The organism is Pseudomonas migulae NBRC 103157 (assembly GCF_002091715.1).
Taxonomy (GTDB): domain Bacteria; phylum Pseudomonadota; class Gammaproteobacteria; order Pseudomonadales; family Pseudomonadaceae; genus Aquipseudomonas; species Aquipseudomonas migulae_A.
Genome location: NZ_BDAG01000018.1, coordinates 92,479 through 111,881, shown reverse-complemented (window position 1 = coordinate 111,881; position 19,403 = coordinate 92,479). Strand labels below are relative to the sequence as shown.

Annotated in this window: 18 protein-coding genes; 15 read left to right on the top strand and 3 right to left on the bottom strand. The window is 61.7% G+C overall.

Annotated elements, in window-relative coordinates; genetic code table 11:
• Positions 1-2 precede the first annotated feature (2 nt).
• Entirely contained in the window at positions 3-1,265 is a 1,263-nt protein-coding gene (locus PMI01S_RS15740) for a HAMP domain-containing sensor histidine kinase (protein ID WP_084320905.1), read from the top strand.
• The gene (locus PMI01S_RS15735) at positions 1,262-1,900 is read left to right on the top strand and encodes a response regulator (protein WP_084320904.1); all 639 of its coding nucleotides are present in this window, start codon (positions 1,262-1,264) and stop codon (positions 1,898-1,900) included. Before PMI01S_RS15740 ends, PMI01S_RS15735 begins: the two co-directional genes overlap by 4 nt.
• Before the next feature lie 148 nt (positions 1,901-2,048).
• Here the strand turns inward: PMI01S_RS15735 and PMI01S_RS15730 are convergent, their stop codons facing one another.
• On the bottom strand, positions 2,049-2,696 hold the full coding sequence (locus tag PMI01S_RS15730; protein WP_084320903.1) for a pentapeptide repeat-containing protein: 648 nt from the start codon (positions 2,694-2,696) through the stop codon (positions 2,049-2,051).
• A 98-nt stretch (positions 2,697-2,794) separates the two neighbouring features.
• Positions 2,795-4,687, bottom strand: coding sequence for a quinoprotein ethanol dehydrogenase (gene exaA / locus PMI01S_RS15725; RefSeq protein WP_084320902.1), 1,893 nt, complete (start codon positions 4,685-4,687; stop codon positions 2,795-2,797).
• 254 nt (positions 4,688-4,941) lie between these two features.
• Here exaA and pedF point away from each other — a divergent pair, with 254 nt between their 5' ends.
• From pedF to PMI01S_RS15660, 13 genes are all read left to right on the top strand, one after another.
• Entirely contained in the window at positions 4,942-5,403 is a 462-nt protein-coding gene (gene pedF, locus PMI01S_RS15720; protein WP_084320901.1) for a cytochrome c-550 PedF, read from the top strand.
• A gap of 3 nt (positions 5,404-5,406) precedes the next feature.
• Positions 5,407-6,285: a substrate-binding periplasmic protein gene (locus tag PMI01S_RS15715; protein WP_084320900.1), complete on the top strand. Its 879-nt coding sequence runs from the start codon at positions 5,407-5,409 to the stop codon at positions 6,283-6,285.
• On the top strand, positions 6,282-7,043 hold the full coding sequence (locus tag PMI01S_RS15710) for a quinoprotein dehydrogenase-associated SoxYZ-like carrier (RefSeq protein ID WP_084320899.1): 762 nt from the start codon (positions 6,282-6,284) through the stop codon (positions 7,041-7,043). The genes PMI01S_RS15715 and PMI01S_RS15710 overlap by 4 nt, the downstream gene beginning before the upstream one ends.
• Before the next feature lie 16 nt (positions 7,044-7,059).
• The gene (locus PMI01S_RS15705; RefSeq protein ID WP_084320898.1) at positions 7,060-7,992 is read left to right on the top strand and encodes a quinoprotein relay system zinc metallohydrolase 1; all 933 of its coding nucleotides are present in this window, start codon (positions 7,060-7,062) and stop codon (positions 7,990-7,992) included.
• 362 nt (positions 7,993-8,354) lie between these two features.
• Complete coding sequence (locus PMI01S_RS15700; protein ID WP_084320897.1) at positions 8,355-10,130, top strand: PQQ-dependent methanol/ethanol family dehydrogenase; 1,776 nt, start codon at positions 8,355-8,357, stop codon at positions 10,128-10,130.
• Positions 10,131-10,378: 248 nt separating this feature from the next.
• Positions 10,379-11,899, top strand: coding sequence for an acetaldehyde dehydrogenase ExaC (gene exaC, locus PMI01S_RS15695; RefSeq protein WP_084320896.1), 1,521 nt, complete (start codon positions 10,379-10,381; stop codon positions 11,897-11,899).
• A gap of 246 nt (positions 11,900-12,145) precedes the next feature.
• A complete protein-coding gene (gene pqqA / locus PMI01S_RS15690; protein WP_003253598.1) occupies positions 12,146-12,217 on the top strand; it encodes a pyrroloquinoline quinone precursor peptide PqqA in 72 nt (23 codons plus the stop codon).
• 55 nt (positions 12,218-12,272) lie between these two features.
• Positions 12,273-13,187, top strand: a complete 915-nt coding sequence (gene pqqB, locus PMI01S_RS15685) for a pyrroloquinoline quinone biosynthesis protein PqqB (protein WP_084320895.1) — start codon at positions 12,273-12,275, stop codon at positions 13,185-13,187.
• A gap of 123 nt (positions 13,188-13,310) precedes the next feature.
• Positions 13,311-14,063: a pyrroloquinoline-quinone synthase PqqC gene (pqqC, locus tag PMI01S_RS15680; RefSeq protein WP_084320894.1), complete on the top strand. Its 753-nt coding sequence runs from the start codon at positions 13,311-13,313 to the stop codon at positions 14,061-14,063.
• On the top strand, positions 14,060-14,332 hold the full coding sequence (pqqD, locus tag PMI01S_RS15675; RefSeq protein ID WP_084320893.1) for a pyrroloquinoline quinone biosynthesis peptide chaperone PqqD: 273 nt from the start codon (positions 14,060-14,062) through the stop codon (positions 14,330-14,332). Before pqqC ends, pqqD begins: the two co-directional genes overlap by 4 nt.
• The gene (gene pqqE / locus PMI01S_RS15670) at positions 14,310-15,452 is read left to right on the top strand and encodes a pyrroloquinoline quinone biosynthesis protein PqqE (RefSeq protein WP_084320892.1); all 1,143 of its coding nucleotides are present in this window, start codon (positions 14,310-14,312) and stop codon (positions 15,450-15,452) included. The genes pqqD and pqqE overlap by 23 nt, the downstream gene beginning before the upstream one ends.
• A 205-nt stretch (positions 15,453-15,657) precedes the next feature.
• Positions 15,658-16,821 (top strand): alcohol dehydrogenase-like regulatory protein ErcA, encoded by a 1,164-nt coding sequence (gene ercA / locus PMI01S_RS15665; RefSeq protein ID WP_084320891.1) that lies wholly within the window; start codon positions 15,658-15,660, stop codon positions 16,819-16,821.
• Positions 16,805-18,532 carry a PAS domain-containing hybrid sensor histidine kinase/response regulator gene (locus PMI01S_RS15660; RefSeq protein ID WP_084320890.1) on the top strand — a complete coding sequence of 576 codons (1,728 nt, stop codon included), beginning with the start codon at positions 16,805-16,807 and terminating at the stop codon, positions 18,530-18,532. The genes ercA and PMI01S_RS15660 overlap by 17 nt, the downstream gene beginning before the upstream one ends.
• Here the strand turns inward: PMI01S_RS15660 and PMI01S_RS15655 are convergent.
• Positions 18,517-19,395: an aldose 1-epimerase gene (locus tag PMI01S_RS15655; RefSeq protein ID WP_084320889.1), complete on the bottom strand. Its 879-nt coding sequence runs from the start codon at positions 19,393-19,395 to the stop codon at positions 18,517-18,519. The genes PMI01S_RS15660 and PMI01S_RS15655 overlap by 16 nt on opposite strands.
• Positions 19,396-19,403: the final 8 nt, after the last annotated feature.

Genomic DNA, 19,403 nt, shown 5'->3' with positions numbered 1-19,403 from the left:
GCTTGTCAGCGCTGTGGCGGATCAACCTCTGGGTCTGCGGATTTTTCGCCCTGGTCACCTTTGCGTGCATGGGCTTGCTGGTGCACCAGGCGCTGGCGGACGTGGAGCGTGAGCTGCAATCCGCCGAGGCGGTGGTCGAATACTTGAGCGAAACCGCCGAGCGTGATCCCGTCAGCCTGCAGCCACGGCTAACGCAAAGTCTGCGTCACGTGCGGGTGCGCTGGCTCGAACCGGACCAGGTGGCACAATCGCCGACGCAGGATGGGCTCGACGCCTGGCTCGGGCGATTGCTGTTTGCCGAGGCCCGGCACCATGCGCGAGTACTTAATTTGCAGGATGGCCGACGCGTGCAGATCGCGATCGACCCACGGGATGAAATCGATGAAGTCTGGGATTCTCTCCAACAATTGCTGAGCCTGTGTGGCCTGGCGTTGTTGTTGAGCCTGTTGACCATCCGCTGGGCCGTGCGCCGGGGCATGGGCCTGCTCGACGAGTTGCTGCGCGCGTTGCGACAGGTCTCTGGCGGCCAGCTCAAGGTGCGATTGCGTGCGCAAGGGCTGCCGGAAGCGCGGCAACTGGCGGCGCATTTCAACCGCATGACCGAAGCGCTGGAGCAAGCGCGTGCCGACAACACGCAACTGACCCAGACCTTGCTGGCGGTGCAGGAGCAGGAACGCACTCATCTGGCGCAGACCCTGCACGACGATCTCGGCCAATACCTCGCGGGGATTCGGGCTCAGGCCTGTCTGTTGCGATTGGTCGCCGATCAACCTGACACCGTGGAGCGCACGGTGCGTGAGCTGGAACACAACTGCGAACACCTTCAACAAGGTTTCAGAGCGTTGGTTCATGACCTCTACCCGGTCGTGTTGCAACACCTGCCACTGGCCGAAGCCCTCGGATTGCTGGTGGAACAATGGCAGGCTCGACAAGGAATCGATTGCCGTTTACGGGTCAGCGCGCACTTGCCGTCGTTGTCCGCGCCAGACAAGGCCCATCTCTACCGCCTGTTGCAGGAAGCCTTGACCAACGTCGCCCGCCACGCCGGTGCCAGCGAGGTGCGGGTGCGCCTGCACCATCGCAGCGGGCAGTTGCGCTTGCTGATTCGTGACAACGGTTGCGGTGCACACCAGTCACCGCGGCCGGGTGTCGGTTTGTATTCGATGTTCGAGCGTGCCCGCAGTCTGGGCGGCGAGCTACGCATCATCAGTCACCCTGGCGCCGGTTGGGCGCTGGCCTTGAGCATGCCTTTGGAGGCGTCATGAATATTCTGCTGGTGGATGACCATGCGGTGGTCCGTCAGGGCTACGCGACGTTGTTGCGCGCGTTGCTGCCGGCGATGGAAGTGCGTGAAGCAGCGACGGGTGAAGACGCGCTGATCAGGGTTCAGGAAGCGGTACCGAATCTGGTGATCATGGATTTCGGCCTGCCGGGGATCAGCGGGCTGGAAACCACACGCCGCCTGCGACAGCGTCTGCCGCAACTGCGCGTGCTGTTTTTCAGCATGCACGACGAACTGCCGTTGGTACGTCAGGCACTGGACGCGGGCGCCTCGGGCTACCTGACCAAAAGCTCGGCGCCGGATGTGTTGATCGAGGCGGTGCGGCGCATCCTCGCCGGCCACGCCTACATCGAACAACCGCTGGCCACACAACTGGTCTGTCACCCGCAACGGGACGCCAGCGATCCGCGTTTGCAGAGCATGACCCAACGTGAACTGGAGATTTTCGTGATGCTCGCCAAAGGCACCCCGGCCCGGTTGATTGCCGAGCAGCTGAGCATCAGCAGCAAGACCGTCTCCAATCACCTGACGTTGCTCAAGAGCAAATTGCAGGTCAGCTCCCACGCCGAGCTGGTGCATCTGGGGATCGATATGGGAGTCGTGCGCAAGGCGGGGTAATCGAATTCACACATTCCCCCTGTAGGAGCCGGCTTGCTGCGGGCGGCGTTCCGACGATAGCGGTGTGTCAGTCAGAATAAATGTTGACTGACACACCGCTATCGTCGGAACGCCGCCCGCAGCAAGCCGGCTCCTACAGGGGGAGGTGTTATTTATCCCACGTCGTCGGGCAACCGATGCAGCCCTCCATATTCGCATCCTGAAAATTCGCATAATGCTGGCGCGAGCCATTGAGGTTCGCCTGCTCCAGGTTGCTTTCGCCAAACTTGGCTTCCTGCAGATTGGCATCGCTGAGATCCGCGCTTTTGAGATCGGCCTTGCTCAACCAGGTCATTTCCAGATCCGCCGCCCGCAGATTGGCGTTGTGCAGTTTGGCCCCGGAGAGACGGGCAAACTGCAGGTAGGCGGCGCTGAGGTTGGCGTCCTGGAATTGCGCGCCCTGGGCAAACAGGCCCCAGCCTTGAATCGCCATCAGCGTTGCACCGCTGAAATCCGCCAGGCGCAGATTGCTTTGTTGCAGGCTGGCACGCGTCAGGTTAGCGCCTTGCAGCCGGGCTTTTTCCAGATTGGCGAGGTCGAGGCGGGCGTGACGCAAATCGGCATTGCGCAGGTCGGCGCCGCTGAGGTTCATGTTGCGCAGGTCCTGATTGCGCAAGTTGGCGCCATTCAGATTGGCGCCGGGGCACTGGCTGTGCTCGGCGAGGGTGCAGCCATTGATGATCAGTGGGGCGTCGTTGCCGTCATCGGCATAGGCCGGGAGCGCGCTTAGTAATAGCAACAGGGGCAGGTATTTCATGGCGGAAGTCTCATCGTGTGGGAGGGGGCTATCGCCAGCAAGCCGGCTCCTACAGATCGCGTGAATCTGTAGGCGCCGGCTTGCTGGCGATGGGGCAATCAGCGTTTCGCGGTCTGGTTATCCCAGCTCGGAATCTTGAACACCCAGAACGACCCGCCCTGAGCCACCGGTTTGGTCAGCTCGGCCATGTCGCCACCCCACAGCGGCACCGCGCCGCCATACCCGACGGTTACGCCGATGTACTGCTCGCCGTCCTGTTCCCAGGTGATCGGCGGCGAGACGATGCCGCTGCCGGTCTGGAACTTCCACAGCTCCTTGCCGGTTTTTGCGTCGAAGGCCTTGAAGAAACCGTCGCCGGTGCCGGTGAATACCAGGTTGCCTTTGGTCGCCAGCACGCCGGCCCACAGCGGCAGCGTCTCCTTGTGCTCCCAGACCACTTTGCCCGTGGTCGGGTTCATCGCGCGCAAGGTGCCGACGTGATCGTCGTACATACGCTTGATGCGGAAACCCATGCCCAGATAAGCCGAGCCTTTTTTGTAGTTGACCTCTTCGGTCCAGTATTCCTCTTTCCACTGGTTGCCTGGAATGTAGAACAGCCCGGTGTCCTGACTGTAGGCCATCGGGTTCCAGTTCTTGCCGCCAAGGAACGGCGGCGAAACTTCAACCGGTTTGCCTTTGGTTTCGCCCGGCAGTGGTTTCGCCGGGCGCTGGCCTTCATTTTCGACCGGCCGCCCGGTCTTCAGGTCGATGTGGCTGGCCCAGGTGATGTTGTCGACGAAGGGGAAGGCGTTCTGCAATTTGCCGTTGTTGCGGTCGACCACGTAGAAGAAACCGTTGCGGTCCGCGTGGCCGGTGGCCTTGACCGTTTTACCGTCCTTGTCCTTGTAGTCGAACAGCACCAGCTCGTTGTTGCCGGAAAAATCCCAGGCATCGTTCGGCGTGTGCTGGTAGAACCATTTCACCTCGCCGGTGCTCGGGTCGACGCCGACCTGGCCCGAGGTGTAGAGGCTGTCGTAATCGTGCGGGTTACCATCCTTGGCGGTGCGTGCCCAGGTGTTCCACGGGCCAGGGTTGCCGGCGCCGACGATGATGGTGTTGGTTTCCGGATCGAAACTGGCGCTCTGCCAAGGGGCGCCGCCACCGTGACTCCAGGCTTCGACCTTGCCGGTTTCAGTGGTCGGATCGTTTGGCCAGGACGGGGCCTTGACATCGCCGGTCGGGGTGCTGTCCTTGCCGTTCAACCGGCCCATGTGGCCTTCGACGAAAGGCCGCATCCACACTTCTTCGCCGGTGTCCGGGTCGCGGGCAAACAGCTGCCCGACCACGCCGAATTCATCGCCGGAGCTGCCATGGATCAACAGCACCTTGCCGCTGGTCTTGTCCTTGATCAGCACCGGGGCACCGGTCATGGTGTAGCCGGCAGCGTGGTCGCCGAACTTCTTGTTCCACACCACTTTACCGGTGTTCTTGTCCAGCGCGACCAGCCGCGCGTCGAGGGTGCCGAAGTAGATTTTGTCGCCATAAATCGCCGCCCCACGGTTGACCACATCGCAGCACGGACGAATGTTGTCCGGCAAGCGATGGTTGTAGGTCCACAGGCGTTTGCCGGTCTTGGCGTCGAGGGCAAATACCCGTGAATACGAACCGGTGACGTACACCACGCCGTCACTGACGATGGCCTGGGATTCCTGGCCGCGCTGTTTCTCATCGCCGAACGAATAGGACCAGGCGGGCGTCAGTTTGAACACGTTCTTGTCGTTGACCTGGGCCAACGGGCTCCAGCGCTGGGCGTTGGTGCCCATGCCATATTGCAGAACGTCCTTGGTGGTCAGGTGATCGTTGGCAATGTCTTCCCAACTCACGTTGTGCGCCTTCGAGGCAGGTTCGGTCGCGGCTTGGCCGGCAGCGCTCAGAGACAGGCTGCTCACCAGCAAAAAGGCTTTCACGGCGAGGGTCAGAGGGGAAGGGGCGGGTAGCGATCTTATTGTCATGGTTGCAGTTCCCAGTGGAGGTTTTGGCCTGCACAGGGTGGTTCGTCCGACGGTGTGGCGAATACGGAAAAAGTCCCGCTGTTGCCGGGAAGATTTCCCAGGCGGCATCTGATTTAGGTGTGCGCCACAAGCCCTACTACCAAGGTACTGGGTGGCGGCCACCAAAGCAGCATGGGGCTTGCGCGAAACGCTTCCTAAGATGGTTGCCATAGCCTCTGCCAAGAGGTTTTGCGTGCAATCCTGAGGGCATAACAATGACAACAAAACGCAACGCCTTGCTCGTTGCCGGACTGCTGGCCGGCTTTATCAGTGCAGGTTCGGTCTGGGCCCACGGCAATGTGGTCCCACAAGCCGTCGAAACCAAGGGACTGACCCCGATCAAGGACGCCGGCGTACAGGTTGATGCCGATGGCTGGGCAGCGGTAAACCCTTACCGTACGACAGCCGAGCACGACAAAGCCGTGGAAATCGGCTCGTCGGCCTACAACCAGAACTGCGCGGCCTGTCATGGCCTGGAAGCCAAATCCGGCGGCATCGCGCCTGATTTGCGCATGCTCGATGTCGGCGAGGCCGGTGATGAATGGTTCGTCGAACGGGTCCGCAACGGCGCCGTGCGGGACGGCCGGGTGTACATGCCGAAGATGGCCGATTACCTGAGTCAGGAAGCCCTGTGGGCGGTGCGCACTTACCTGGACAGCGTCCGCGTCGAGGAGTAATGCATGCGCCTGCTCACGGTGTTGATCAGCGCTGTGCTGCTGTGCTGCCAGGCGGTGCAGGCGCAGGTCCGTACCTATGACGAAATGATCGCTGCCGGGGAGCTGAAGGTAGCGGTCTACAAAGACTTTGCCCCCTACAGCTTCGAAGACGCCGGCCAGCCCCGTGGCGTCGATGTCGAACTGGCCGAGGCCTTTGCCAAAGCCCTTGGCGTTCAGTTGAAACTGATCTGGGCGCCCGCCGGCGAGAAGCTCGACGACGACTTGCGCGACTACATCTGGCGCGCCAGCCAGTTGCACGACCTGCAACTGGCCGACCTGATGATGCGCGTGCCCTATGACCAGGATTACGCGCGCAAGCGCAACGAACTGGGCGAACTGGAAAACGGCCATGTGGTGATGTTCGGTCCGTACCAGAACGAGCAATGGCAAGTCGCTTATGACCGCCGTCGGCTGGAGTCGGTGGGCAGTGTCGCGGTGTTCGAGCACCACCCGATTGGCGTCGAGGTCGACAGCGTGCCGTCGTTCTACCTGACCTCGGTATTCAACGGCATGCTCGCCGGCAAAACCCGCCATTATCCCGGCGTGCCCCAGGCGTTCGCGGCCATGAAGGCCGGTGAAGTCGACGCGGTCATGGCGATGCGCGGCGAGATCGACTGGCAGGTTCACGAGGCGGCGGACCCGCAGCTTGCGCTGGCTGAAAACGCCTATCCGAACATGGGCAAGCAACTCTGGGAGATCGGCATGGCGGTGCACGAAAGCAATCGTCAATTGGCCTATGCCGTGGAAGAGGCGCTGGAAACCTTGATCCGCGAGGGCTCGGTGAAAGCCATCTATGCCCGTTACGGCCTGCGGTATGACGTGCCAGAGATGTATCGACAATGAACTGGAGCGTGCGTTGTCTGTTGGCCTGTTGGCTACCCTTGGCCGCGCACGCGGCAGCCATCGAACCGGGTAAAGACCCGGTGCCGTCGGTCATGTGGGCCTTCTATCACAAGCAGATGCTTGGCGATGCGCCGTTCGTGTTCGACGAGCGGGTCAAGCTGCTGGCGCCGTCGTTCGCGGAAGACGCCCGGCAAGTGCCGCTGGAAATCGACGCCCGGGCGTTCAAGGGCGAGGTGGTAAAAATCCTCGCTTGGGCCGAGCTCAATCCTTTGCCGAAGATTGTCGATTTCCAGCCGCTGGAGCGGGTGTTGCCCTGGCTGTCGATCCGCATTCGTGTCGAACAAGCCACGCCGCTGCGCGCAGCGGTCCTGACTCGCGATGGGCTGTGGCATGTCGGCTCGACCCTGATCGATGCGGCGGGCGGTGGTTGTACGGCGCCGAGTGTGGTGCGCACCCAGCCGGGCTGGGAAGAACACATCGGCGAGGTGCTCGGCGGACGTTATCCCCGCGGCGAATTCAGCCGCTTGCGCTTGCAGGTGGCGCATCCGATGGATAACGGCATGGTCGGCGGCATCCCGGAGTTTTTCATCAACCATGCTGAGCTGCGCGATCACAACGATCAGTTACTGGCCCGCCTCGAACTGTTTCCCGCTGTCAGCGAAAACCCCAACCTGGCGTTCGACATCGAAGGGGCAGGGCAGACGCGCTTGTTGCTGCGCGACAACAGCGGCAACCAGTTTGATGCGGCCATTCCCTGACTCAAAGGAGCGCGTGATGCACTGGATGCTGCTGTTGTTCATGAGCCTGAGCCTTCCTGCGCTGGCCGATCTCGACTATTCACTCAAGCCCCGGCAGATCGCTGCAGACACCTGGCTACTGGAAGGCAGCACCGATAATTTCGCCAAGGGCAACGGTGGCAACATCGTCAACACCGCATTCATCGTGACTGAGCGCGGTGTGGTGGTGATTGATACCGGGCCGTCGAAGCGTTACGGCGAAGCGATGCGCAAAGCCATCGCCGCGACCACCGACAAACCGGTGATCCAGGTGTTGCTGACACACCATCACCCGGACCATGTGCTGGGTAATCAAGCCTTCAGTGACGTGCCGATCGGCGCGTTGGCCGGCACAATTGAGTTGCTTGGGCAACAGGGCGATGCCATGGCCGAGAACATGTACCGACTGGTGGGTGACTGGATGCGTGGCACCGAAGTGGTGTTGCCGACCGAGACGCTGACATCGGGCGTGCGAACTTTTGGGAATCACGATCTGCGCCTGCTGAGCCTGGGTGGGCACACTGGCGCTGATCTGGCTATTCTCGACCAGAAAACCGGCGTGCTGTTTGCCGGGGATCTGGTGTTTTACCAACGGGCGCTGACCACGCCCAACAGTCCGGGGTTGTCGGTGTGGCTGGCGGACATTGCGACGCTGCAAGGCTTGCCGTGGACAATGATTGTGCCCGGCCATGGACCGCTGGCCACGGACACAAAACCCTTCGAGCAAATGCGCGACTACCTTGGCTGGCTCGATCAGCTGATGCGTGACGGCGCGGCCAATGGCAGCGAAATGGGCGAGATGATCCGCAGCCCCATACCTGAACGGTTCGCGGCGATCAGCCTGAGCCGCTACGAACTGATCCGCAGCGTCAGTCATCTCTACCCGCGCTACGAACGCACACAAATGAAGCGCGTTGACTCAAACCTGTAGGAGCCGGCTTGCTGGCGATCCAGACGCAGCGGTCTGTCTGATGCACCACGCCGTCCCGATCGCCAGCAAGCCGGCTCCTACGGATCTCGAGATCGGGGTAACGCAAAACCTGTAGGCGCCGGCTTGCTGGTGATCCAGACGCCGCGATCTGTCAGACACACCGCGTCGCATGAATCGCCAGCGAGCCGGCTCCTACAGGTTTGTGTTGATCACGCATTCGGTGTTTATCTCCTCCGACCCGCTACTAAGGAACTAGCAATCTCAGCACTGCGGGCAATTGTTGGAAGGGCGGCGGCGCCCAAGAATCTGCACCAGACCGGGAAAATTTCCCGGGTATAACAAAAACCGCAGAGGCAGCCGTCATGACCCAACCCGCACGTCGCCAACCCTTCGTCTTGAGCCTGTTGCTCAGTGCCATGCTGTTGTCCGGCACGGCATTGGCCGCCGTCACCGACCAGGACATTCTCCAGGACCCCAAGAACCCGGAGCAGATCGTCACCAACGGTCTGGGCGTCCAGGGTCAGCGCTACAGCCCGCTCGACACCCTCAACGTCAACAACGTGAAGGACTTGCGGCCGGTCTGGGCGTTCTCCTTCGGCGGCGAAAAACAACGCGGTCAGCAAGCGCAGCCGATGATCAAGGACGGCGTGATGTACATGACCGGTTCCTACTCGCGGGTGTTTGCGGTGGACGCGCGCACCGGCAAGAAGCTCTGGCAATACGATGCGCGCCTGCCCGATGACATCCGCCCGTGCTGCGACGTGATCAACCGGGGCGTGGCGCTGTACGGCGACCTGGTGTTCTTCGGCACCCTCGACGCCAAACTCGTGGCCCTGAACAAAGACACCGGCAAAGTCGTCTGGAGCAAGAAAGTCGCCGACCACAAGGAAGGCTATTCGATCAGCGCCGCCCCCTTGGTGATCAACGGCAAACTGATTACCGGCGTGGCCGGTGGCGAGTTCGGGGTGGTCGGCAAGATCGAAGCCTACGACCCGAAAAACGGCGACCTGCTGTGGAGTCGTCCAACCGTCGAAGGCCACATGGGCTACGTCTACAAGAACGGCAAGGCGGTGGAGAACGGCATTTCCGGTGGCGAAGCGGGCAAGACCTGGCCAGGCGATCTCTGGAAAACCGGCGGCGCGGCGCCCTGGCTTGGCGGTTACTACGACCCGGAAACCAATCTGCTGCTGTTCGGTACCGGCAACCCGGCGCCATGGAACTCGCACCTGCGTCCTGGCGACAACCTTTATTCATCGTCGCGTCTGGCGCTGAACCCGGACGACGGCACGATCAAATGGCACTTCCAGAGCACGCCTCACGACGGTTGGGACTATGACGGCGTGAACGAGCTGGTCTCGTTCAACTACACCGAAGGCGGTAAAGAAATCAAAGCAGCGGCAACCGCCGACCGTAACGGTTTCTTCTATGTGCTGGACCGCACCAACGGCAAGTTCATCCGTGGCTTCCCGTTCGTGGACAAGATCACTTGGGCCACCGGCCTCGATAAAGAGGGGCGGCCGATCTACAACGAAGCCAGCCGTCCCGGCGCACCGGGCACGGAAGCCAAAGGCAGTTCGGTGTTTGTCGCCCCGGCGTTTCTCGGCGCGAAAAACTGGATGCCGATGGCCTACAACAAGGACACCGGGCTGTTCTACGTGCCGTCCAACGAATGGGGCATGGACATCTGGAACGAGGGCATCGCCTACAAGAAAGGCGCGGCGTTCCTCGGTGCCGGTTTCACCATCAAGCCGTTGAACGAAGACTACATCGGCGTGTTGCGCGCCATCGACCCGAAAACCGGCAAGGAAGTCTGGCGCCACAAAAACTTCGCGCCGCTGTGGGGCGGGGTGCTGACCACCAAGGGTAACCTGGTGTTCACCGGTACGCCGGAAGGTTTCCTGCAGGCGTTCAACGCCAAGACCGGCGAGAAGGTCTGGGAGTTCCAGACCGGCTCCGGCGTGCTGGGTTCGCCCGTGACCTGGGAAATGGACGGCGAACAGTACGTCTCGGTCCTGTCCGGTTGGGGTGGCGCCGTGCCGCTGTGGGGCGGCGAAGTGGCCAAGCGCGTCAAGGACTTCAACCAGGGCGGCATGCTCTGGACCTTCAAATTGCCGAAAGACCTCGTAGCCAAGCACTAACGTTGAGTCAAGCGCATAACCCCTGTGGGAGCGGGCTTGCTCGCGAAAGCGGCTTCACATTCAACACATTGATTGACTGCCGTACCGCCTTCGCGAGCAAGCCCGCACACATTGGGATTTGTGTGAAACCTACGACCAAATAACGAGAACCCCCCTGCCAACGGCGCATTCGTTCAGCACGCGGGGCTCTCTACTATCGGTTCATCGCCTGTTTGCCCGACAGGCATCGACCCAGACAGAGGCTCACCATGATCTACGCACAACCCGGAACACCAGGCGCCGTCGTCACGTTCAAGGCGCGCTACGGCAACTTCATCGGCGGCGAGTTCGTCGCGCCGGTCAATGGCGAATACTTCACTAACACCTCGCCGGTCACCGGTGAAGTGATCGCCGAGTTCCCGCGCTCCAGCGCCGCCGACATCGACAAGGCCCTCGACGCCGCTCACGCCGCAGCCGATGCCTGGGGCAAGACCTCGGCGCAGGACCGCTCGCGGGTGCTGCTGAAAATCGCCGACCGCATCGAGGAGAATCTGGAAATCCTCGCCGTCACCGAAACCTGGGACAACGGCAAGGCCGTGCGCGAAACCCTGAACGCCGACGTGCCGCTGGCCGCCGATCATTTCCGCTATTTCGCCGGGTGCATCCGCGCGCAGGAAGGCGGCGCCGCCGAGATCAACGAGCTGACCACCGCCTACCATTTCCACGAACCATTGGGCGTAGTCGGGCAGATCATCCCGTGGAACTTCCCGCTGCTGATGGCCGCGTGGAAACTCGCCCCGGCCCTGGCCGCCGGTAACTGCATCGTGCTCAAGCCTGCAGAGCAGACGCCGTTGTCGATCATGATCTTCGCCGAACTGATCGCCGATCTGCTGCCGGCCGGTGTGTTGAACATCGTGCAAGGTTTCGGTCGCGAAGCCGGTGAAGCACTGGCCACCAGCAAGCGCATCGCCAAGATTGCCTTCACCGGTTCCACCCCGATTGGTGCGCACATCATGAAATGCGCGGCCGAGAACATTATTCCGAGCACCGTTGAACTGGGCGGCAAGTCGCCGAACATTTTCTTCGAAGACATCATGAACGCCGAGCCGCAGTTCATCGAGAAAGCCGCCGAAGGCCTGGTGCTGGCGTTCTTCAACCAGGGCGAAGTCTGCACCTGTCCGTCCCGCGCCCTGGTGCAGGAATCGATCTACGACGACTTCATGAAAGTGGTGATGCAGAAGATCGTCAAGATCAAGCGCGGCAACCCGCTGGACACCGAAACCATGGTCGGCGCCCAGGCGTCCGAGCAGCAATACGACAAGATCCTCTCGTACTTGAAAATTGCCCAGGAGGAGGGCGCCGAGCTGCTCACCGGCGGGGCGGCCGAACGCCTGGAGGGTGACCTGTCGACGGGTTACTACATCCAGCCGACCCTGCTCAAGGGCCACAACAAGATGCGCGTGTTCCAGGAAGAAATCTTCGGCCCGGTGGTGGGCATCACCACATTCAAGGACGAAGCCGAAGCCCTGGCGATTGCCAACGACAGCGAATTCGGCCTCGGCGCCGGCCTGTGGACCCGCGACATCAACCGTGCGTACCGCATGGGCCGGGCGATCAAGGCCGGGCGTGTCTGGACCAACTGCTACCACCTGTACCCGGCGCACGCTGCGTTCGGCGGCTACAAGAAATCCGGTGTCGGTCGTGAAAACCACAAGATGATGCTCGACCACTATCAGCAGACCAAAAACCTGCTGGTGAGCTACGACATCAATCCGCTCGGGTTCTTCTAACTTCCGCCAACACACCGTATCCCCCTGTGGGAGCGGGCTTGCTTGCGAATGCGGTGTGTCAGTCGACCTGTACGCTGACTGACACACTGCTTTCGCGAGCAAGCCCGCTCCCACATTGGTTTTGTGCATCTGCCAACCCCCTACCAACGCACCCACAACCTCCTTCCAAAGTAGCATTCGGGCGCCTGCCGCCCCGTGCATTAATGGCTTTACCGGAATCGTCCGGCACAAGAAGAGGATTGACCCATGTGGACTAAACCCGCGTTTACCGATCTGCGCATTGGCTTCGAAGTAACGATGTATTTCGCCAACCGCTGATCGTGCACCCGGCCAGCCGCTGCGTTGGCCGGGCCTGCCTTCTGGAGCATTGCCCATGCACATTCGCGTTCTCGGTTCCGCCGCTGGCGGTGGTTTTCCGCAATGGAACTGCAATTGCCGCCAGTGCGCCGGTCTGCGCAGCGGCAGTCTGCGGGCGCAACGGCGTACGCAGTCTTCCATTGCCCTGAGCGACAACGGTGTGGACTGGGTGCTGTGCAATGCGTCCCCGGACATCCGCGCGCAACTCGAGAGTTTCGCGCCGCTGCAACCGGCCCGCCGCTTGCGCGACACGGCGATTGCCGGCGTGGTCCTGATGGACAGCCAGATCGACCATTGCACCGGCCTGTTGAGCCTGCGCGAAGGTTGCCCGCATTCAGTGTGGTGCACCGAGCGGGTTCATGAAGACCTGAGTAGCGGTTTCCCGTTGTTCACCATGCTCAAACACTGGAACGGCGGTTTGCAGTGGCAACCCGTGGGGCTGGACCGCAAGCCGTTCACTATCGCGGCGTGCAGGCATTTGCAGTTTCGGGCGATTCCGTTGGTCAGCAACGCGCCGCCTTATTCGCCCAATCGTGGCAATCCACAGCCGGGCGACACCATTGGCCTGTTCATCGAAGACCTGCGCACTGGCGCGTCGCTGTTCTATGCGCCGGGCCTGGGCCAGATCGACGATGAGGTGTCGAGCTGGATGCAACGCGCCGACTGTTTGTTGCTGGACGGCACGTTGTGGCGCGATGACGAGATGCGTGTGTGTGAAGTCGGCCAGAGCCTGGGCAGTGAAATGGGCCACCTGCCGCAAAGCGGACCGGGCGGCATGCTTGAAGTGCTTGAGGGTTTCAGCCGCCAGCGCAAGGTGCTGATCCACATCAACAACACCAATCCGATCCTCGATGAAGACTCGGCTGAGCGGGCGTTGCTGGAGCGACGCGGGATCGAAGTGGCCTATGACGGCATGAGTATTGAGTTGTAGCCGTTGGCGCCATCGCTGGCAAGCCAGCTCCCACAAGGTTCTGCGGAGTACACAAAACCTGTGGGAGCTGGCTTGCCAGCGATGAGGCCAGATCAGACACAGCAGCTTTCCCGGAGCCCCGCAATGACCGACACGCCCATGACCCCCACCGAATTCGAGCAGGCCTTGCGTGCAAAAGGCGCCTATTACCACATCCACCACCCCTTCCACCAAGCCATGTACGCCGGTCGCGCCACTCGCGAGCAGATCCAGGGCTGGGTCGCCAACCGCTTCTACTACCAGATCAACATTCCGCTCAAGGATGCCGCGATTCTGGCCAACTGCCCGGACCGCGACGTGCGCCGCGAATGGCTGCAACGGATTCTCGACCACGACGGTGTGCCTGGCAGCGAAGGTGGAATCGAAGCCTGGCTGCGCCTCGGTGAAGCAGTGGGTCTGGACCGTGAACGGATCCTGTCCCAGGAGCTGGTATTGCCCGGCGTACGCTTCGCCGTGGACGCTTACGTCAATTTCGCCCGTCGCGCCTGCTGGCAGGAAGCGGCCAGCAGTTCGCTGACCGAGCTGTTCGCACCGCAGATCCACCAATCACGGCTCGACGCCTGGCCAACGCATTACCCGTGGATCGACGTCGCCGGCTACGACTATTTCCGCACGCGCCTGAGTCAGGCGCGGCGTGATGTCGAGCACGGTTTGCGCATCACCCTGGCACATTACGTCACCGTCGAAGGCCAACAGCGGATGCTGGAAATCCTCCAGTTCAAGCTCGACGTACTGTGGAGCATGCTCGACGCCATGAGCATGGCCTACGAGCTGGAACGCCCGCCGTATCACACGGTGACAACCGAGCACGTCTGGCACCGGGGGATCGCGCTGTGAGCCTGATCAAACGTGAGCAATCACCCACGTTGCGCCAGGGTTTTCGCTTGCAGTGGGAGCCGCGTCAGGACTGTCATGTGCTGCTGTACCCCGAAGGCATGATCAAACTCAACGCCAGTGCCGGGCAGATTCTCGATCTGCTGGACGGTCAGCGCAGTGTGGCGGTGATCATCGATTTACTCTCGGCGAGTTTTCCCGGTGTGCCGGGGATCGACGAGGATGTGCTGGCGTTTCTGGAGGTGGCCCATGCTCAATTCTGGATCGAATGAGTCGCGTCCGGGGCCACCGCTGTGGCTGTTGGCGGAGCTGACGTATCGGTGTCCGCTGCAATGCCCCTATTGTTCCAACCCGCTGGATTTCGCTCAACAAGGCGCGGAATTGAGTACCGAAGAATGGATTCGCGTGTTCCGTGAGGCGCGGGAAATGGGCGCTGCGCAACTGGGTTTTTCCGGTGGCGAGCCGTTGGTGCGCCAGGACCTGGCGCAATTGATCAAAGCCGCACGGGACATGGGTTACTACACCAACCTGATCACCTCGGGTATCGGCCTGACCGAACAGAAAGTCCGGGATTTCAAGGTCGCCGGGCTCGACCACATCCAGATCAGCTTCCAGGCTGCCGACGAAGCGGTCAACAACATGCTCGCCGGCTCGCGCAAGGCGTTCGCGCAGAAGCTCGCCATGGCCCGCGCGGTGAAAGCCCAGGGTTATCCGATGGTGCTGAATTTCGTTACCCATCGGCACAATATCGATCGCATCGACCGGATCATCGACTTGTGCCTGGAGCTGGAAGCGGATTTCGTCGAACTGGCGACGTGTCAGTTCTATGGTTGGGCCGAGCTCAACCGCGTGGGCCTGCTTCCGACCCGCGAACAATTACAGCGCGCCGAGCGCATCACCAATGAGTATCGCCAACGGCTCGAGGCGCAGGGCCATCCGTGCAAGCTGATCTTCGTCACCCCGGATTATTACGAAGAGCGCCCCAAGACCTGCATGAACGGCTGGGCCAATCTGTTCCTCGACATCACCCCGGACGGCACGGCGTTGCCCTGTCATAGCGCCCGCCAATTACCGGTGACGTTTCCCAATGTGCGCGAGCACAGCATCGAGCACATCTGGACTGATTCCTTCGGTTTCAACCGCTTTCGCGGCGACGACTGGATGAAGGAACCGTGCCGCTCCTGCGATGAAAAGCACAAGGACCTCGGCGGCTGCCGCTGCCAGGCGTTCATGCTGACCGGTGATGCCGCCAATGCCGACCCGGTGTGCAGCAAGTCGCCGCACCACGGTGTGATCCTCAAGGCACGCGAGGAAGCCGATGCGCCGGGGCAGGGGATGGAACATTTGACGTTACGTAACGAGAAGGCATCGCGGCTGATCTATCGCGGATAGCCCACCTTGCACACACCCCCCTTGTAGGAGCCGGCTTGCTGGCGATGAGGCCCGCGAGCCATGCATCGCCATTGCGGCCGCCATCGCCAGCAAGCCGGCTCCTACAGAGGATCTGCGGAGGGACCAGCCATTGGTCTGATTGCATTCACAGCCGGATGGGTTAGTGTGGCTTTACCTTTCAAAACAATAAAAAACAGGCTTTCCAATGAGCCAGAGTCTCAGTCAGCTGCGTAAATTCGTTTCCCCTGAAATCATCTTCGGTGCCGGCTGTCGGCATAACGTCGGCAACTACGCCAAGACCTTTGGCGCCCGCAAGGTCCTGGTCGTCAGCGATCCCGGCGTGATCGCCGCCGGTTGGGTCGCCGATGTCGAGGCCAGCCTGCAAGCGCAGGGCATCGATTACTTTCTGTATAGCGACGTTTCGCCCAACCCACGGGTTGAAGAAGTCATGCTTGGTGCCGAGCTGTACAAGGAAAACCACTGCGATGTGATCGTGGCGGTCGGCGGCGGCAGCCCGATGGATTGCGGCAAAGGCATCGGCATCGTCGTCGCCCACGGGCGTAGCATCCTTGAGTTCGAGGGCGTCGATACCATCCGCGTGCCCAGCCCGCCGCTGATCCTGATTCCGACCACCGCGGGCACCTCGGCGGATGTCTCGCAGTTCGTGATCATTTCCAACCAGCAAGAACGCATGAAGTTCTCCATCGTCAGTAAGGCAGTGGTGCCGGACGTGTCGCTGATCGACCCGGAAACCACCCTGAGCATGGACCCGTTCCTGTCGGCCTGTACCGGTATCGACGCGTTGGTGCATGCCATCGAAGCCTTCGTGTCCACCGGTCACGGTCCCTTGACCGACCCCCATGCGCTGGAAGCGATGCGCCTGATCAACGGCAACCTGGTGCAGATGATCGCCAACCCGAGCGACATCGCCCTGCGTGAGAAGATCATGCTCGGCAGCATGCAGGCCGGGCTGGCGTTCTCCAACGCGATCCTCGGCGCGGTGCACGCCATGTCCCACAGCCTTGGCGGTTTTCTCGACTTGCCGCACGGCTTGTGTAACGCGGTGCTGGTCGAGCACGTGGTGGCCTTCAATTACAGCTCCGCGCCGGAACGGTTCAAGGTGATTGCCGAGACGTTCGGCATCGATTGCCGAGGCCTCAATCACCGGCAGATCTGCGGGCGTCTGGTTGAGCACCTGATCGCGTTGAAACACGCCATCGGCTTTCACGAAACCCTCGGTTTGCACGGTGTCAGCACGACAGACATCCCGTTCCTGTCGCAACACGCCATGCACGACCCGTGCATCCTGACCAACCCGCGCGAATCCAGCCAGCGCGATGTCGAGGTCGTCTATGGCGAAGCCCTCTGACGAACAACAACGCGCGCTGGCGGGGTTACTCGGATTAGGCAGCCACTCGGCGCGCAAGAGCCATTACCCGGAACTCGCCGCGCGCCTCGACGAGCTCGAAGCGGAGCGTAATCGCTACAAGTGGCTGTTCGAAAATGCGGTGCACGGGATCTTCCAGGCCAGCCTGCTCGAAGGCATGCGCGCCGCGAACCCGGCACTGGCGCGGATGCTGGGTTATGAAAACCCTCAGGATGTGTTGTTTTCCCTGGCGGATCTGGCGAGCAACCTGTTTGTCGGCGGCGCCCGGGAACTGGAAAACATCGGCGAAATCCTCCGGCATCAGGGCAGCCTGCATGGCTATGAAACCCAGTTGCGGCGCAAGGACGGCAGCAGCCTCGACGTACTGATGAACCTGCTGCTCAAGCCCGATCAGGAAGGGTTGGTGGAGGGTTTTGTCGCCGACATCACCGAACGCAAACAGGCTCAGCAGCGGCTGCAACAGCTCAATGACGAACTGGAACAGCGTGTCACCGCGCGCACCGACGAATTACTCGAAGCCAACCGCAACCTGCAGCAACAGATCACCCAGCGTAAACAGATCGCCGAGGCCTTGCGCGATGCTCGTGACGCCGCCGAGGCCGCCAATCGCAGCAAGGACAAATACCTCGCCGCCGCCAGTCATGACCTGCTGCAACCCCTCAACGCCGCGCGTTTGCTGATCTCGACCCTGCGTGAGCGCAAACTGCCGGACGTCGAACAGGTGCTGGTCGAACGCACCCATCAGGCCCTGGAAGGGGCGGAAGATTTGCTCACCGATTTGCTGGACATTTCCCGGCTCGATCAGGCCGCGGTCAAACCGGATGTCGCGTTGTACCGCCTCGATGAATTGTTTGGGCCGCTGGTGTCCGAGTTCCGGTCAGTGGCCGATGCGGCCGGGTTGCGTTTGCGCGTGCACAGGGGCGATTTCGCCATTCGCACCGACCTGCGCCTGATGACCCGCATCCTGCGCAACTTCCTCAGTAACGCCTGCCGCTATACCGATCAAGGCAGCATCCTGCTCGGGGCCCGGCGTCGCGGCGACCGACTGCGTCTGGAAGTCTGGGACACCGGGCGCGGGATCCCGGCGGATCGCCTCGACTCGATCTTCCTCGAATTCAATCAACTGGACGTTGGCCGTGCTGCCGACCGCAAAGGCGTGGGGCTGGGGCTGGCAATCGTCGAACGCATCGCCAAGATCCTCGACTACCGGATCCAGGTGCATTCGCTGCCGGGACGCGGTTCGATGTTCAGCATTGAGGTGCCGATTTCCCATGAGGTTCCGTTACCCATCAGCCTCGCGGCGCCTCAGCCGGGTACCGGTAATCCGTTGCCGGGCCGGCGGTTGCTGGTGCTGGACAATGAAGTGAGCATTCTGGAAAGCATGAGCGCATTGCTCGGGCAATGGGGTTGCGAAGTGGTCGTCGCCACCGACGAAACCTCGGCACTGGCCGCGTTGCAGGGCCAGGCGCCGGAACTGATTCTGGCGGACTATCACCTCGATCACGGGGTGGTGGGCTGTGAGGTGGTGCGGCACTTGCGCGAACATTTCAGCCAGACCATTCCCGCGGTGATTATCACCGCGGACCGCACCGATCAGTGCCGGCGCTCCTTGCAGCGGCTGGATGCGCCGTTGCTGAACAAACCGGTGAAACCCGGCAAGTTGCGCGCAGTGCTGAGTCAGTTACTGGGGTAAGCGCGGTATTGCAGGCTGAAACCCAGTTCGGCGGATTGACCTTGCTCCAGCAACACTAATCCGGGCCGACCGGGCAAGTGGTGCGCATTGACCGGATGGCTCACCGGTTCGATGCAGAAAAACGCCAGGTCCACCGGGCAGTAGAGCAGGTAGTAATCACTGCCGCGGGCCTGGCATTCCAGTTCATAACCGAGGTCCGGTTGCTGGATCAGGCAATGGCCATCCCATTGGCAGAAACCGTTGTCGACCAGTGTGTCGGGCAGGGGCTTGAGCTGACGGAAATCCCATTCGGCAGGCAACGGGGCGAGTCGGGTCGGCAGCTTCGAGGTGTCGCACAACCAGACCTGTTCGGCCTTGGCCTGCAACCGTGTGCCGGCGGTGCGCGGCAGATACGGGTGCAACCCCAGGCCATGCCACGCGGCACGCTCGGCCAGGTGCGTAACGTGCAGCTCGATGCTCAGCTTGCCCTTGCTGAGCTGGATACGCTGCCTGGCGCGATAGGCAAAGGGTGTGTTGCTGTCGAGTTGCAAGACGACTTCATCGCGGGCCTGCGAGACCACTTGCCATGGCTGCTGCCAGGCGCTGCCGTGAATCGGCAGGGGATCGGTAAGGCTGTTGGGCTCAAGCGCGAGCCAGCCGTCCGGGCGATCGAAACCGCCATCGGAAATGCGGTTGGACCATGGCACCAAGGGAAAACAACCGAGTTTGCCGGGCAGGCCGGTGCGCAGTGCGTGAGCATCGCCGTGGCGCAACAACGGCTGACCGCTGCTGCGCACGGTCCAGTTGACGAGGGCTGCGCCGATTTCCGGGGCGAGGGTGAGGTGGGTGAACTCGTCTTCGAGCTCGAGGAGTAGGGGCGTCATGTTCACCA